Genomic DNA, 15033 nt, shown 5'->3' with positions numbered 1-15033 from the left:
TGGACGATAAATCGGGCGCGCGATGTCGGTCCCGCCACGTAACGTCCTGTGCTTGTGACCGTGACCGAGATCCAGACCCACACGGCACCGGCGACCACGTCCCCGACCGACGGCCTGCCGGCCGGCCGCGTGCCCGTCGACTGGCACCGCGTACGCCGTCCGCTGACCTACGTCTGCTTCTCGATGTCGCTGCTCGGTGCCGTCGCTGCCTCCCTCGGCTCGATGGTCGCCGGCCGGCTCGCCGAGGACCCGACGCAGGCGCTGCTGGTCCTGCTGGCGCTCTGCGTGGTGGGCGGCGCGGTCATCGACACCGTCGCCAAGACCGTGTGGGCCACGATCTGCGACCGCGCGGAGGGCCAGCTGCGCTCCGACCTGCTCGACGCCGCGATGGCACAGCCGCTCTCCGCGCTCTCCGAGCAGGCCGTCGGCGAGGTCCTCGACCGCATCGACGACGACACCTGGGAGGTCGGCCAGCTGATGCGGTGGGGCGTGTGGCAGGCCGCGCGCACCTTCCTCGCCTCGGGTCCGCTCTGGGTGGTCGCGTCGCTGACGTGGTGGCCGGCCGCGTTCCTCTTCCCGCTGACCGCCGTCGTCACGTTCCTCTCCATCCGCCGCCTCCTCCCACAGGTCGCGCAACGCAAGGTGGTGGAGGAGGCCGCCTGGACCGACCACGCCGCCTCCACCGAGGAGGGTGTCGCCGCGCGCGACGACCTGCGCACTTCGCTCGGCCAGGCCCACGTCCTGCGCCGCAACGCCCACCTCGCGTCCGTGGTGCACCGCACCCTCGACGCGGTCCTCGCCGTCGAGGTCCGCATCACCCGGCGCAGCGGCGGGCTCCTGCACGGTGCGCTCGCGGCCGTCGGCGTCGTCGGAGTCGCGCTGGTCCTGTCCGGCGACCTGACGACGGCCCGCCTGGTGACCCTCTTCCTGGTCACCACGATGTTCGTCGGCGGCGTCGACATGCTGGCCCGACACCTGCCCGACCTCCAGGAGGGGTTCGGCGCGGTGCTGCGGCTGCGAGGGATGCTCGCCTCGCCTGCCGAGCCCACCGGTGGCCTGCCGGTGCCCGGCGGCCCGCTCGACGTGGAGTTCCGCCACCTCGAGTTCAGCTACGGCACCGGCACCTTCGCCCTGCGCGACGTCGACCTGCTGCTCGCCGCAGGGCACACCTGCGCCCTCGTCGGCCGCACCGGCTCCGGCAAGTCCACACTGGCCTCGCTGCTCTCGCGGGCGGTCGAGCCGCCGAGCGGCACCGTGTTCCTCGGCGGCGTCGACGTGCGCGACCTCGACCTGCAGGCGCTGCGCTCCGCGGTCGGCGTGGTCACCCAGCGCACCGAGGTCCTCGCCGGCACCCTCGCCGACAACATCACCCTCTTCGACGACGTGCCGCGCAGCATCGTCGAGGCGGCCGTCGCCGAGCTGGGCCTGACCGACTGGGTGGCCGGCCTGCCCGAGGGCCTCGACACCGTCCTCGGGCCCGGCGGCACCAGCCTCTCGGCCGGTGAGGAGCAGCTCGTCGCCTTCGCCCGCCTGCTGGTGCGCGACGTGAGCGTGGTCGTCCTCGACGAGGCCACCGCCCGGATGGACCCGGTGACCGAGGCGCGCGTGGTGCGCGCCGCCGACCGGCTGATCTCCGGACGCACCGGCATCCTGGTCGCCCACCGCCTCTCGACGACCGAGCGCGCCGAGCAGGTCGCGGTGCTCGAGTCGGGACGCGTGGTCCAGCAGGGTCCACGCGGTCGCCTGGCGGTCGAGGACGGACCGTTCCGCGACCTGCTGGCCGCGGCCGCCCACGAGGCCGTCGTCGAGGAGCACCACCACGACGACTCCTCGATCGGGTCCGTGCGCCGCAGCACCACTCCCCCGGCGCCGCCCGAGCTGGCACCGACGCCGAGCCTGGCACGCCAGGTGCTCCACACCATCAGCATCCAGCCCCAGTGGGGCCTGTTCGGCGCGCTGCTCTTCCTGCTCGCCTCCCTGACCGGCGCCTTCGGTGCCGTGACCGGCTGGGTGTGGGGACTCGTCGTGACCGACCTCCAGGACGGCGGGCGACCGGGGCTCCTGCTGGTCGGACTGGTGGCGTCCCTGGTGGCGGGTCCGTACCTGCTGGCCCAGGCCTTCCGCGCCTACCCCCACTGGTGGGTCGAGGTCATGCTGCGGGTCCGCGCAGCGGTCCTGCACGGGCAGACCGCCCAGCGCCGCCTGGTCCGTACGCCTCCCGGCGAGGTCGTGGCCCGCGCGATGGACGCCGACCGGCTCGCCCGCTACACCGACCGCTGGGTCGACTTCGTCAACGGTCTCCTCGTCGCGCTGGTGACCGCGCTCATCGCCCAGACCTGGGTGGCCGGCGCGGTCCTGCTGACCGTCATGGTGGCCTCGGCGCTGGCGTCCACGCTGGGGCGCCGCGCGGCCGGACGCTCCGCGGCGGCCGCCTCGACGGCGCGTGCCACGTTCGGCCGGTCCCTCGTCTCTGCCCTGGAGTCCGTACGCACGGTCAAGCTCGCCGCGGCGACGCCGCACGTCCACCGCCACCTGCGCGACGTCGACGGCGGCCGTGTCGACGCCGCCGTGCGCGAGCACCGGGTGCAGGCCCTGCTCGACGGCGTACCGGTCGTGATGGTCCAGTGCGGCGTCGTCGCCGCCTGGGGCGGTCTCCTGACCGGCCGCTGGGAGCTCGCCACCGCGCTGCTCGTCGCCAACGCGGTGAGCGGCTTCGACTGGTTCGGCCGCGTCGCCGGGTCCGTGGTGACCGAGGCCCCCGGCACCCGCGCGTGGATGAACGCCACCAGCGAGCTGGCCGGCGGTGGCGACCTGATGGACCTGCCTCCCGGCGTGGACCTCGTGCACGGCACCGGCCCCGAGCCGCCCGCACCGCACCGCGACCCGCTGCGCACCCTCTCGGTGCGCGGGCTCGACGCCGTCCACGACGACGGCACCCTCGGCGTCCAGGGTGTCGACCTCGACGTGCGGGCCGGCGAGCTGGTCCTGCTCCTCGGCCAGGTCGGCTCCGGCAAGTCCAGCCTGCTCGGGGCACTGGCCGGCCTCGTGGGCAGCACCGGCGAGATCCGCTGGAACGACCGTCGCATCGACGACCCGCAGACCACGCTCCGCCCCGGGCGGGTGGCCCACGTCGCCCAGGTGCCGCGGGTGCTGTCAGGCACCTTCTCCGGCAACGTCGCGCTCGACCACGGCGACCGGTCGGTCATGCCGGCCATCGATGCCGCCCGCATGGGACGCGACGTGTCGGAGGCCGGCGGCCCCGACGCGCTCGTCGGCCACCGCGGCGTACGCCTCTCCGGCGGCCAGGTGCAGCGGCTCGCGCTCGCGCGTGCGCTGGCGACCGAGGCCGACGTGCTGCTCGCCGACGACGTCTCCTCGGCCCTCGACGCGGCCACCGAGGTCGAGCTGTGGCAGGCCCTGCGGGCACGCGGCACCGCCGTCATCGGCGCCACCAGCAAGGCTGCTGCGCTCGCCCAGGCCGACCGCGTCGTGGTGCTCGACTCCGGCCGGGTGGTCGACGAGGGTCCGTGGCACGAGCTGTCCCTCCGCTGGGCCCACCTGGCCGGTTGACCCTGACACCGCGAACCGCTGCCGCCGCCTTTGGTCGCATGGTTGGGTGGGTGGCATGCGCGTCGTCATCGCTGGTGCCTCGGGGTTCCTCGGCACCCACCTGTCCGACCACCTGCGAGTGCACGGGCACGAAGTGGTGGCGTTGGTCCGGCGTGAGGCTCAATGCCCGACGGAGTCCGAGTGGGACCCGTACGCGGGTGTGCTCGACGAGGCGCTGGTCGGCGGCGCGGACGTGGTCGTCAACCTCGCGGGATCGCCCTTGTTCGGCAACCCGCACTCCGCTCGCTACCGCCGCGAGCTCATGGAGAGTCGGGTCGTGACGACCCGCGTGCTGGCCGAGGCAGTGGCTGCCAGCGAGAGGCCGCCGGCGTTCCTGGCCAACAACGGCACGTCCTTCTACGGCGACCACGGAGCCGACCCGTTGACCGAGGAGTCGGACAGCCTGGGCGACGGCCTGCTCACCAGGGTCACCCGCGAGTGGCAGGCCGCGGCCCAGCCCGCTCTCGACGCCGGGGCCCGGGTCTGCGTGCTGCGCACGGCTCCGGTGCTGGACCGCGCGTCGTTGACCCTGCGACTGCTGCGGGGGTTGTTCAAGTCCGGCATGGCCGCGCGCCTGTCGAGCGGCGAGCAGTACTTCCCGATCATCTCCCTCCGCGACTGGGTCGGGGCCGCCACCTACCTGGCCGAGTCCCACGACGTGTCGGGGGTGTTCAACCTGTGCTGCCCCGTCACGCCCACCAACCGTGAGTTCACCGACACGCTCGCCCACGCGCTCCGCCGGCCCTCCTTCCTGGCCGCGCCGGCGCCGGTGCTGCGGCTGGCGGCCGGGCAGATGGCGCCCGAGCTGCTCAACTCGGTCAACGTGCGGCCCGCCGCCCTGGAGCGTGCCGGCTACGACTTCGAGGACGAGGACGTGCGCGAGGTGCTCGCCGCCGCGCTGTCCTGATCGCGCGCCTCCGCCACCACCCACCTCCCCCGCCGGCTCACCAGCACGACCCGCCGGGTCGACGCACGGTCGACCGGCAGCGCGACCGGCGCCGCGCCGCCGACCGCGGACCCGCCGACGAGGCGGTCGGTGACGACCAGCGCCAGCCGTCGCGGCGTCCGCTCGACCACGCGGAGGGCGAGCACCTGCGTCGTCAGGCCCTCGACCCGCAGCCCGCGCCGGGCGTACGCCCGCAGCAGGCGTACGTCGGCCGCACCGCTGCGCGATCCTGCGGCGTACAGGTCTGCCAGGGCCTCTGCGTCGCCTCGTGCCCACGCGGCCGCGCGGCGCTCGTCCCAGGCCGCGAGGACGGCGGCCGGACCCGGAGTCGGTGCGGCGGGCGAGCCGGTGGCGGGCGCGGTGGCGGGCGCGTCACGTGGCGGCACGACCGCTCGCCCGGTGTCGTCCGGCCTGCCGTGGCCGACGACGAGCGTGGCCACGACGAGGGCGCAGGCGACGGCGGTGAGGACGGGGAGCAGGCGTCGCGGGTCCATCGCCACAGCGTGGCCGATCCGCGCGATCGCCGCAGGCGTCATCCACAGGCACCCGTCCGCAGCGCGGAGGCGGCGGCGTACGCTCGGATCATGTCTCCCGACCAGGCCGTGCCGCGCCCGCTGGACTTCGAGGTCGCCGGGCTCGGCGCCGACGCCGTGGACTACCTGGCCGCGTGGGACGTCCAGCGACGGGTGCACGCGGAGGTCGTCGCGGACGAGCGGCCCGACACCGTGCTGCTGCTCGAGCACCCGCCGGTCTTCACCGCCGGCAAGCGCACCGACCCGCACGAGCGACCGCTCGACCCGGGCGGCGCTGACGTGATCGACGTCGACCGCGGCGGCAAGATCACCTTCCACGGCCCCGGCCAGCTCGTCGGCTACCCGATCGTGCGCCTCCCCGACCACGTCAAGGTCGTCGACTACGTACGCCGGGTCGAGGAGGCCCTGATCGCGGTGTGCACCGACTTCGGCGTCACCACGGCCCGCATCCCCGGCCGCAGCGGCGTGTGGCTGCGGGAGGACCAGCGCGCTCCGGAGCGCAAGGTCGCCGCGATCGGCATCCGCGTCAGCCGAGGCGTCACCATGCACGGCTTCGCCCTCAACTGCGACGTCGACCTCGGCTGGTACGACCGGTTCGTGCCGTGCGGCATCGCCGACGCCGGCGTCACGTCGCTGTCACAGGAGCTGGGTCGCGACGTCACCGTCGCCGACGTGCTGCCGAGCGTGCGACGCCACCTCACGGCGTACCTCGCCTGGCAGCCCTACGAGGCCACCCCGGACTACGAGCCGCGCCCCGAGCCGGGCCGCGGACCGCGCATCGAGCTGGTCCGCCCCGGCGCCTGACCGGCGCGCCGACCGGACACCCCGGGACTGCGCCTGCCAGAGTCCTCACCCAACGGGGAGGCGTCAGGTCGACGCCGGGAGGGGACGTCATGGCGGGCAGTACCAGTGACGAGCTGGTGATCGAGACCAGTGGGCTGCGCAAGGAGTTCACCGGCAGGCGGGGCACCCGCGTCGCGGTGGCCGACCTGGACCTGGCGGTGCCTCGCGGCGGCGTGCACGGGTTCCTGGGGCCGAACGGGTCGGGGAAGACGACGACGATCCGCATGCTCCTCGGGCTCGCCCGGCCCACCGCCGGCACCATGTCACTCTTCGGCACCCCCGTGCCGCAGCGGCTGGCCGACGTGATCGGTCGCGTCGGCGCGGTGGTGGAGTCGCCCAAGTTCTCCCCCACGTTCTCCGCCCGGCAGAACCTGCTCCTGCTCGCCGGCTCCGTCGGGGCCGGGCGGGACGCCGTCGACGAGGCTCTGGCGCGGGTCGGGCTGGGCGAGCGGGCCGACGACCGCTACAAGTCCTACTCGCTCGGGATGAAGCAGCGCCTCGCCATCGCCGCCACGCTGCTCAAGTCGCCCGACCTGCTGATCCTCGACGAGCCGACCAACGGCCTCGACCCCGCCGGGATCCGCGAGATCCGCGAGCTGATCCGCGACCTGGGCGACGCCGGTGTGACGGTGCTGCTGAGCTCGCACATCCTCGCCGAGGTGCAGCAGGTGTGCACCAGCGCGACCATCATCGGCAACGGCCGGATGCTGACGTCGGGGAGGGTCGAGGACCTGCTCGGCCGTACGTCCTACCGGCTGCGCGTCGGTGACCCGGCCGCGGCGCGGTCGACCCTGGAGGCGGCCGGGATGACCGTGTCCCAAGGCGCTGCGGCGCTGGACGTCGTGACGGACGAGACCGGGGACGCGATCACGCGGCTCCTCGCCGGGGCCGGCCTCTACCTGTCGGAGCTGACCCCGGTCCGCGCCGACCTCGAGACGATCTTCCTCGAGCTCACCGACGGCGACCGGATGGGCGTCACACCGGCGCTGGAGGAGGTCCGATGAGGCTGTTGCGGGTCGAGCTCACCCGGCTGCGCTGGCGGCGCGCGGTCGTCGTGCTCCTCGTCGCGTGCGTCGCCCTGCCCCTCGTCCTGCTCGCCGGGTACGCCTGGGAGACACGTCCCATCAGCGACGCGGACATCGCCCAGGCGAAGGAGATGGCAGCCCAGGACGCCGGTCAGCCCTGGGTGGCCCAGGAGGTCGCTGCCTGCGAGGCCGACCCTGAGATCTACCTCGGGCCGGACGGTGTCGCGACCGACTGCGCGGAGACCATCACTCCCCGCTACGAGAACTACCTCTACCGCAGCGAGCTGGAGCTCTCCACGCTGCGCACCGACGTCGGCGCTGCTGTCGTCACCATCCTCACCGGCCTGCTGATGCTGATCGGCACGACGTACGCCGGGCACGACTGGAACACCGGCTCGATGAGCAACCAGCTGCTGTTCGAGCCGCGACGGCTGCGTCTGTGGGCGGCCAAGGGTGGCGCCGTGCTGCTGACCGGCGTCCTGGTCGGCACGGCCGTGCTGGCGTTCTTCTGGGGCGCGGCGGCCCTGCTCGCCTCGAGCCGGGACGTCGCGGCGGCGCCGGGGGCCTGGAGCACCATCTGGCAGACGCAGGCACGTGGAGTCGTCGCCATCGGGGTGGGCGGTCTCCTGGGCTACGCGCTCACGATGCTCTTCCGCAGCACAGTGGCGACCTTGTCGCTGATGTTCGGGGTCGCCATCGCAGGGTCGCTGGTGGTCGTCGCGATCCTCGGCGACGGCGCGGCCCGCTGGCTGCTGCCCACCAACTTCCTCGCCTTCGTGCTCGGGGGCTTCTCCTACTACGACCCGTCCGCCTGCACCCAGCTCGCCGACGGGTCGGTGACCGGGAGCTGTGAGCGGGTCCTGCCCGCCCTCGACGGCGGGATCGTCCTCGGGGTGCTCGTCGTCGCGGCGGTGGGGCTGTCGCTGTGGTCGACCCAGCGTCGCGACGTGCCCTGACCACGACCGGTGGGCGAGTTGGGGAGCCCGACACGCCGTCGTAGAGTGGCGGGCGTGACGACCGCTCCCGCTCCCGAAGGACGCAAGCTCCTCCGCCTGGAGATCCGCAACGCGGAGACGCCGATCGAACGCAAGCCGGAGTGGATCAAGACCAAGGCCAAGATGGGCCCCGAGTACACCGCGCTGCAGAACCTCGTGAAGTCCGAGGGCCTCCACACCGTCTGCCAGTCCGCCGGCTGCCCCAACATCTTCGAGTGCTGGGAGGACCGCGAGGCCACCTTCCTCATCGGCGGCGACCAGTGCACCCGTCGCTGCGACTTCTGCCAGATCGACACCGGCAAGCCGCAGCCGCTCGACCGCGACGAGCCGCGTCGCGTGGCGGAGTCCGTGCAGCGCATGGAGCTCAAGTACGCCACCATCACCGGCGTCGCCCGCGACGACCTGCCCGACGGCGGGGCCTGGCTCTATGCCGAGACGGTCCGCGCGATCCACGACCTCAACCCCGGCACCGGCGTCGAGAACCTCATCCCCGACTTCAACGGCAAGCCCGACCTCCTCGCCGAGGTCTTCGAGTCCCGCCCCGAGGTGCTCGCGCACAACGTGGAGACGGTGCCGCGGATCTTCAAGCGGATCCGTCCGGCGTTCCGCTACGACCGCTCCCTCGACGTGATCACGCAGGCCCGTGACTTCGGGCTGGTGACGAAGTCCAACCTGATCCTCGGCATGGGCGAGACCCGTGAGGAGGTCTCCCAGGCGCTGCGCGACCTCCACGAGGCCGGCTGCGAGCTGATCACCATCACCCAGTACCTGCGCCCCTCCCCGCGCCACCACCCCGTCGAGCGGTGGGTCAAGCCCGAGGAGTTCGTCGAGCTCAAGGCCGAGGCCGACGAGATCGGCTTCGCCGGCGCCCTGTCCGGACCCCTGGTCCGCTCGTCCTACCGCGCCGGCCGGCTGTACGGTCAGGCCATGGACGCGCGCGCCGCCGCGACCGCCTGACCTGCCCCACGCTCCACCTCATCGAAGCACCCGTCGAAGCATCTGTTGAACCCCTGACCGGACAAGGCCACCTCATGTCGACCCCCGCCTCCACGCCCAGCTCGCGCCGCGGGCAGATCATGCAGACCTACCAGATGGCCAAGCGCAGCGACCCGCGCATCGGCCTCATCGTGATGGGCGTCTTCATGCTCGGCGCGGCCCTGGGCTTCGCCCTGATGTGGGTGCTGCCCGGCGACGGCCTCCTCGGCTGGATCATCTCGGTGGTCGGCGCCCTGATGATCGGCCTGCTGTGCGCGCTCCTGGTGTTCGGTCGCCGTGCCCAGCGTGCGGCGTACACCCAGATGGAGGGCCAGCCCGCCGCGGCCGCGGGTGCCCTGCAGATGCTGCGCCGCGGCTGGAAGGTCGACCCGGTCGTCGGGTTCACCAAGCAGCAGGACGTGGTGCACCGCGTCGTCGGCCCGCCCGGCATCGTCCTGGTCGGTGAGGGCTCGAGCCCGTCGCGGGTCAAGCAGCTGCTCGCCACCGAGCGCAAGAAGCACGAGCGCGTGGCCTACGAGGTGCCGATCCACGAGGTCGTGTGCGGCCGCGGTGACGGCGAGGTGCCGCTGCCCAAGCTGGTGCGCCACGTGCAGAAGCTCGGCCGCAACGTGAAGCCCGCCGAGATGACCGACATCCTCCAGCGACTCAAGGCGCTCGACGCGCAGCGCGGCAAGCTGCCGCTGCCCAAGGGCCCGATCCCGACGTCGATGAAGGGCATGCGCTCGCAGCAGCGCGGCCGCTGACGGCTACAGCGCCACGCTCCGCGTCCCCGCGGCCACGTCGTGCAGCCCGCGACCGTCGAAGGTCAGCAACGGCGGGAGGAGCAGCGCGACCAGCACGGAGCGTACGAGCGCCCGCAGCAGCGACACCGGCTCGCCGGGCCCGCCGTGCCGGACGACCCGGAGCCGGGTGGCGAGCTTGCCGAACGAGCCGCCGGCCACGGCGGTGAACAGCGCCGACTCCACGACGAAGAGCGCCAAGGTGCCGAGACCGTTGGGATTGCCGGCGAGCACGCCGACCGCGACGAGCCCCTCCACGACGGCAAGGCAGGCCACCCAGTCGACGAAGAGGGCCAGGATGCGGCGGCCCCAGGATGCGGTGTGCGACCCGGGTGTTACAGCGCTCGTCACGCGCCCAGCCTAGGAGGCCGTTGGAGCGGGCTCATCCGCCGGTCACCTGTAACACGCCCGAAACAATCGGGATACGGTCTAGAAACTGCCCCCGCCTAGCGTGACGGCCACGGTGCAACGAGGCTCCGTTCCCGAACGCTGCAACTCGACGCGCGCGCGCCGCCGTCAAGGAGGAAGAACCGAATGTTCAACAACTCCGATGAGCTCCTGAAGTTCATCAAGGACGAGGGCGTCGAGATGATCGACGTCCGCTTCTGCGACCTGCCGGGCGTGATGCAGCACTTCACGGTCCCGGCGTCCTCCTTCGACCAGAGCGTCTTCGACGACGGCCTCGGCTTCGACGGGTCCTCGATCCGCGGCTTCCAGGCCATCAACGAGTCCGACATGTCCCTCTTCCCGGACCCGACCACGGCGTACCTCGACCCGTTCCGCAAGTCCAAGACGCTGAACGTCAACTTCTTCATCCACGACCCGATCACGGGTGAGGCCTACAGCCGCGACCCGCGCAACATCGCCCGCAAGGCGCTGGCCTACCTCGACTCGACCGGCATCGCGGACACGGCCTACTTCGCTCCCGAGGCCGAGTTCTACATCTTCGACAACGTCCGCTACTCGACGGGCGTCAACGAGGGCTACTACCACATCGACTCCGTCGAGGGCTGGTGGAACTCCGGCAAGGAGGGCGAGGAGAACAAGGGCTACAAGACCCGCCTCAAGGGCGGCTACTTCCCCGTCGAGCCCTACGACCACTACAGCGACCTGCGCGCCGACATGGTCAAGAACCTTGAGTCGTGCGGCCTGCACGTCGAGCGCGCGCACCACGAGGTCGGCACCGCCGGCCAGGCGGAGATCAACTACCGCTTCGACACGCTGCTCAAGGCCGCGGACGACGTGATGAAGTTCAAGTACCTCATCAAGAACACCGCCTGGGAGCAGGGCAAGTCGGTCACCTTCATGCCGAAGCCGATCTTCGGCGACAACGGCTCGGGCATGCACGTGCACCAGTCGCTGTGGAAGGACGGCGAGCCGCTGTTCTTCGACGAGACCGGGTACGCCGGGCTGTCCGACACCGCCCGCTGGTACATCGGCGGCATCCTCGAGCACGCGCCGTCGCTGCTGGCGTTCACCAACCCGACGGTGAACTCCTACCACCGCCTGGTGCCTGGCTTCGAGGCTCCGATCTCGCTGGTCTACTCCTCGCGCAACCGCTCCGCCTCGGTCCGCATCCCGATCACGGGCGCCAACCCCAAGGCCAAGCGCGTCGAGACCCGCTTCCCCGACCCGTCGGCGAACCCCTACCTCGCCTTCGCCGCCCTCATGCTGGCCGGCCTCGACGGTGTCCAGAACAAGACGGAGCCCGCCGCCCCGATCGACAAGGACATCTACGAGCTGCCGCCGGACGAGATGGCCGAGATCGACCAGGTGCCGACCAGCCTCAACGCCGTGCTCGACGCGCTCGAGGCCGACCACGAGTACCTGACCGCCGGCGGTGTCTTCACCGACGACCTGATCGAGACCTGGATCCACTTCAAGCGGACCCAGGAGATCGCCCCGGTCCAGCTGCGGCCGCACCCGCACGAGTTCGAGCTCTACTACGACATCTAACTGGAGCGGTTGACTGACCTGCGGGAACATCACTCACAGGTCTCTCACCTGCGAAAACGCTCACGCACCACCACTCGCCGCTACGCACCGTTACTCACCAGTCCATTGGAAAATTCTTGGACAACGAGATCGGAGCGTCCTCGGGTCGGTGCGTGGGCGTTTGTCATTCTGCGGCGGTGCGACACACAGGGGCTACGACGTCCGCGACGCGCCGCGACGAAAGTCGCCCGACTCACGGCTGCGCTTGGCGCGTGCGGCCTCCGGAACTTCGGACTACGCCCGCTCCCCGAAGATCGCGTCGAACTCGGCAATGGCACTGCGCGAGTGGTGTATCAGCCGCTCCATCAGAGGTCGTAACGCCGTTGCATCCAACACTTCGTCCGGAAGTGCATCCAGAAGGGCGCGGCCCTCAGGCTTCTGGACTACGTCCCGAAGCGGAAGCCTCGGCAGTTCAGCCTTGACCGGGGATAACTTGCTATCCACCACCACCGGATGCAACGCAAAGTTGGTCACCATGAGCGGCATGTACACATCCCGCAATGCAGCAAAGGCTGCCTGTCGCTCAGCAGGCAGCGCATCGGCCTTCCTGAACACGCGATTGTTGATCGGCTCAGTGTATTCGTGGAGTGCATCGGTCTCTTCGGCGATGGTTGGCGACATGAAGGACCTGAACCAACGGAGGGCGTACATCTGCTGGAAGTCGTTCCAGGTCAGCAGTCGGACGTTTGAGTAGGCGGCGGCCTCCTTGGCTCCCGATTGGAAGCCGGCTGATGACACAAGCAGCCCAGTGTTGGCGCCGCTGTCGCCAACCACGGTGCGGAACCCGTGAACGACGTCCTTGCTCACTGGCCGGTTCCAGTGTTTGCACTCGATGGCAAGGATGTTCGGCGGCTCGGCGTGATCGTCGGCCCAGACATCGACGTTGACATCGCCGCGTGCCAACTCGACGTACTTCTGCACATCGACCTCGTAGCCGCACTCGCGCAGGATGCGCGCGACCATTTTCTCCAGATCCTGCCAGGTGGCTGGGGGCGCATCTTCGATTGGTGGATTCACGGAGTCAGCGTGCCAGCCGTGAGGGTTCTACGGCTGTTCGGGCCGAAACGCTGCGACGGCACTGGCATCAGGTGGTGCGGGCGTGCGGAGATGGTCTGACCGCCGATCAGGAGTTCGACACGATTCGCGCCGCTGTCAATCCGCTGCCTGCCGTTCTGAACTAGATGACCTGAGATCGGCGGCTTCTCCGCGCAGCCCGACCCACCTTGTCGCCCTGACGCCCCATTGGCGCACCCAGCCGCGAGCGGACCGCTCGGCCCCACCGCCGCCCCTCCCGTCGTACCAAGTCGCGAGGATCAGCGAGGCCACTGCAACGCCAATGAGAGCGCCGACAATCCACCGGTGCGCCCCTTCGTCGAGCACACCGGAGAACCCTTGCCACTTGTAGAGCGACGCCCACGCGACGGCGGGAGCGGAGGCGCAAAGGGTGACCCTCAGCGCCAGCACGAGTGGCCAGTGCCGTCGTTTGGTCCGGTGGAGGGCGGCCTCCGCGAATGCGGCGGAAGCAAAGGACACGACGGCTGCCGCCGCGAGGAGGTCCGAGAACCGAACTGGCGACTCCTTCGCCAGCGGTTTCACCGCAGCGCCGAAGAAGCCTGCGACCAACGCCGGGATACCGATGATGATCGCGACGATGGTGGCGAACAGAATGACGCCTTCGGAGCGCTTGCGCGCAGTCTCGGCTTCCAAGTAGTCCTGCCGTCCACGCCACTCCGCAGCCAGCGGCGCAGCCAACTGAACAAGGCCACGCGACTGGTCCCGAAAATCGTCGGCGGCGGCGTGGAGGCTGCGAGTGATGGACTGGATCCGCTCGTCCTCGGCACTCGTCACGGCCGCCTGCCGCAACAATTTGACCATTGTGGCGCTTGCACGAGCAGTCTTCTCGATGCCCCCGAGGTCATCCCGCTGCTTCTTGACCTGCTCCATGAACGTCTCGCGGTCCTTGTCCTCTACCCGTCCAACTGCGACGAGATTGTCCAGGATCGCGCTCTCGCGCTGCTGCGTCCCCTCCTCGATTTCTGACACCCTCGGCAGGAAATCGCGGGTATTGGCGTGACATAGGACTGCGATGATGTCAGCAGGCAAGCCATTGCGGCCAGAGTCGGTGAACTCAACAGCCAGCACCGTTCCCTCCCGCGCCTGATACGTGGTCAGGTTCATTGCGCCCAGACTCGTGTCGAGCGTGAGGAGGGCCTCACGGGACGGCTTGTTGCCCGCCGGTCCCTTGGGCTGGTCTTGCTCTGGCGGCTGGTGTGCGTCGATGACGTCCCGCACCCAACGTGGTCGGTTGGATGCCTGCTCTGGGTCATTGCTGATCACGGCCACACCGAAGAGCGCCTGCAGGTTGGGGTCTTTCACGTCCAAGGCTGTCGGCGCACTCGCCTCGTCGATACGCAACGCGCGATGGCGCACCAGGTCTGCGATGGGTACGCCGTCCACCTCGGCTGGATTGTCAAGCGCTCCGAAGACCTGGGTTGCGCGAGTCAAGCCGACTCCGGACGTCTTACTGGCCATCAGAGTCCAGGCCTCACGGCCGTGCTCATCAACGACAGCAATGACGGGCTGCCACCCTTCGGGAGCGTGCCCCACCGAGTCCTCCGGAGCGAGAGCCACAAGGACCGGGGTATCCCCCACCGTGAACCGCCCAACGATCCAGGATTCGGGAACCAGCCCACCTGATGGGCCGCGAAAGGCGAAGAAGAAGAAGAACGCCAGGCCTCCCGCGCTGGTCGAACTGACCGCATCGCGGTGGAGAAGTACCGCGGCTAGGGCGAGCGCAAGGAGCAGGAGAGAGACCTTATTGGTTGAAGCGAGGCGCACTGACCGAACGGTACGTCGAATCGTTGGGCCTCATGAGCGGTTCGACGAGGTCGACGGCAACCCGAAGCACGTCAGTCACACCCTCGGGTGGGCCCGGATCTCATCGACCGGAGTTCGACCTTAAAGCCAGCCGCTCCCCGAAGCACTCCAGAGGAGCACCGAGGGGGTCTTCCCACTCGGCGACGTCCGGCAGCTCGATCCACGCGGGAGCGACCCAACTCGTGCCATCGTCGGCCTCGATGAGTTGGAACGCCGGGTAGATCAGGCCGTACGGCCGCTCGACACCCAGTCCCCGGATGCTGCATGGATCGCCCGCTGAGCCCGGTCCGCGACTCCAAGGCGGCGGCGTTGAGCACCTCCCACTCTGACTCGATGCGCTGCCAGAACTCCTCGCAGAGCGCTGCCTGCGCGCCCTGCCCCGACCTCATGACGGCACCGGCTCGCTGGGGAGGAGCAGATCGACGCCTCCACGGG

The 15033-nt window shown here is 70.6% G+C and carries 12 protein-coding genes; 8 read left to right on the top strand and 4 right to left on the bottom strand.

Going from position 1 to position 15033, the window contains the following annotated elements:
- Window positions 1-60 precede the first annotated feature (60 nt).
- Window positions 61-3570, top strand: a complete 3510-nt coding sequence (locus tag EXE59_RS16730) for an ATP-binding cassette domain-containing protein (protein WP_246056845.1) — start codon at window positions 61-63, stop codon at window positions 3568-3570.
- Between the two features lie 55 nt (window positions 3571-3625).
- Window positions 3626-4516, top strand: coding sequence for a TIGR01777 family oxidoreductase (locus EXE59_RS16725; protein WP_135839913.1), 891 nt, complete (start codon window positions 3626-3628; stop codon window positions 4514-4516).
- On the opposite strand, the gene EXE59_RS16720 is transcribed toward EXE59_RS16725, so the two are convergent.
- Complete coding sequence (locus EXE59_RS16720; protein ID WP_135839912.1) at window positions 4462-5049, bottom strand: hypothetical protein; 588 nt, start codon at window positions 5047-5049, stop codon at window positions 4462-4464. The two genes, EXE59_RS16725 and EXE59_RS16720, sit on opposite strands and share 55 nt — an antisense overlap.
- Before the next feature lie 90 nt (window positions 5050-5139).
- Here EXE59_RS16720 and lipB point away from each other — a divergent pair, with 90 nt between their 5' ends.
- The 5 genes from lipB to EXE59_RS16695 all read left to right on the top strand — a co-directional run bounded on the left by lipB (window position 5140) and on the right by EXE59_RS16695 (window position 9690).
- A complete protein-coding gene (gene lipB / locus EXE59_RS16715; RefSeq protein WP_135839911.1) occupies window positions 5140-5892 on the top strand; it encodes a lipoyl(octanoyl) transferase LipB in 753 nt (250 codons plus the stop codon).
- A gap of 89 nt (window positions 5893-5981) precedes the next feature.
- The gene (locus EXE59_RS16710) at window positions 5982-6935 is read left to right on the top strand and encodes an ABC transporter ATP-binding protein (RefSeq protein WP_135839910.1); all 954 of its coding nucleotides are present in this window, start codon (window positions 5982-5984) and stop codon (window positions 6933-6935) included.
- Window positions 6932-7912: a hypothetical protein gene (locus EXE59_RS16705; RefSeq protein WP_135839909.1), complete on the top strand. Its 981-nt coding sequence runs from the start codon at window positions 6932-6934 to the stop codon at window positions 7910-7912. The genes EXE59_RS16710 and EXE59_RS16705 overlap by 4 nt, the downstream gene beginning before the upstream one ends.
- A gap of 54 nt (window positions 7913-7966) precedes the next feature.
- Window positions 7967-8908, top strand: coding sequence for a lipoyl synthase (lipA, locus tag EXE59_RS16700; RefSeq protein ID WP_129453703.1), 942 nt, complete (start codon window positions 7967-7969; stop codon window positions 8906-8908).
- Between the two features lie 74 nt (window positions 8909-8982).
- Window positions 8983-9690, top strand: coding sequence for a DUF4191 domain-containing protein (locus EXE59_RS16695; protein ID WP_135839908.1), 708 nt, complete (start codon window positions 8983-8985; stop codon window positions 9688-9690).
- Window positions 9691-9693: 3 nt separating this feature from the next.
- Here EXE59_RS16695 and EXE59_RS16690 read toward each other — a convergent pair whose 3' ends face one another.
- A complete protein-coding gene (locus EXE59_RS16690; RefSeq protein WP_135839907.1) occupies window positions 9694-10077 on the bottom strand; it encodes an RDD family protein in 384 nt (127 codons plus the stop codon).
- A gap of 183 nt (window positions 10078-10260) precedes the next feature.
- Between EXE59_RS16690 and glnA the strand changes: the two genes are divergently transcribed.
- Window positions 10261-11682 (top strand): type I glutamate--ammonia ligase, encoded by a 1422-nt coding sequence (glnA, locus tag EXE59_RS16685; RefSeq protein WP_135839906.1) that lies wholly within the window; start codon window positions 10261-10263, stop codon window positions 11680-11682.
- A gap of 273 nt (window positions 11683-11955) precedes the next feature.
- On the opposite strand, the gene EXE59_RS16680 is transcribed toward glnA, so the two are convergent.
- Both EXE59_RS16680 and EXE59_RS16675 read right to left on the bottom strand, forming a co-directional pair.
- The gene (locus EXE59_RS16680; protein ID WP_135839905.1) at window positions 11956-12738 is read right to left on the bottom strand and encodes a restriction endonuclease; all 783 of its coding nucleotides are present in this window, start codon (window positions 12736-12738) and stop codon (window positions 11956-11958) included.
- A gap of 135 nt (window positions 12739-12873) precedes the next feature.
- Window positions 12874-14559: a CorA family divalent cation transporter gene (locus tag EXE59_RS16675; protein ID WP_135839904.1), complete on the bottom strand. Its 1686-nt coding sequence runs from the start codon at window positions 14557-14559 to the stop codon at window positions 12874-12876.
- Between the last annotated feature and the right edge of the window lie 474 nt (window positions 14560-15033).

The organism is Nocardioides eburneiflavus (assembly GCF_004785795.1).
In the GTDB taxonomy this organism is placed as follows: Bacteria; Actinomycetota; Actinomycetes; order Propionibacteriales; family Nocardioidaceae; genus Nocardioides; species Nocardioides eburneiflavus.
This window is presented reverse-complemented; position numbering and strand designations above follow the sequence as displayed.

What these genes read in the sequence shown, in the direction of transcription:
- EXE59_RS16725 (WP_135839913.1), top strand. Translation starts at nt 3,626, where the DNA reads ATGCGCGTCGTCATCGCTGGTGCCTCGGGGTTCCTCGGCACCCACCTG.
- EXE59_RS16720 (WP_135839912.1), bottom strand. Translation starts at nt 5,049, where the DNA reads ATGGACCCGCGACGCCTGCTCCCCGTCCTCACCGCCGTCGCCTGCGCC.
- lipB (WP_135839911.1), top strand. Translation starts at nt 5,140, where the DNA reads ATGTCTCCCGACCAGGCCGTGCCGCGCCCGCTGGACTTCGAGGTCGCC.
- EXE59_RS16710 (WP_135839910.1), top strand. Translation starts at nt 5,982, where the DNA reads ATGGCGGGCAGTACCAGTGACGAGCTGGTGATCGAGACCAGTGGGCTG.
- EXE59_RS16705 (WP_135839909.1), top strand. Translation starts at nt 6,932, where the DNA reads ATGAGGCTGTTGCGGGTCGAGCTCACCCGGCTGCGCTGGCGGCGCGCG.
- EXE59_RS16695 (WP_135839908.1), top strand. Translation starts at nt 8,983, where the DNA reads ATGTCGACCCCCGCCTCCACGCCCAGCTCGCGCCGCGGGCAGATCATG.
- glnA (WP_135839906.1), top strand. Translation starts at nt 10,261, where the DNA reads ATGTTCAACAACTCCGATGAGCTCCTGAAGTTCATCAAGGACGAGGGC.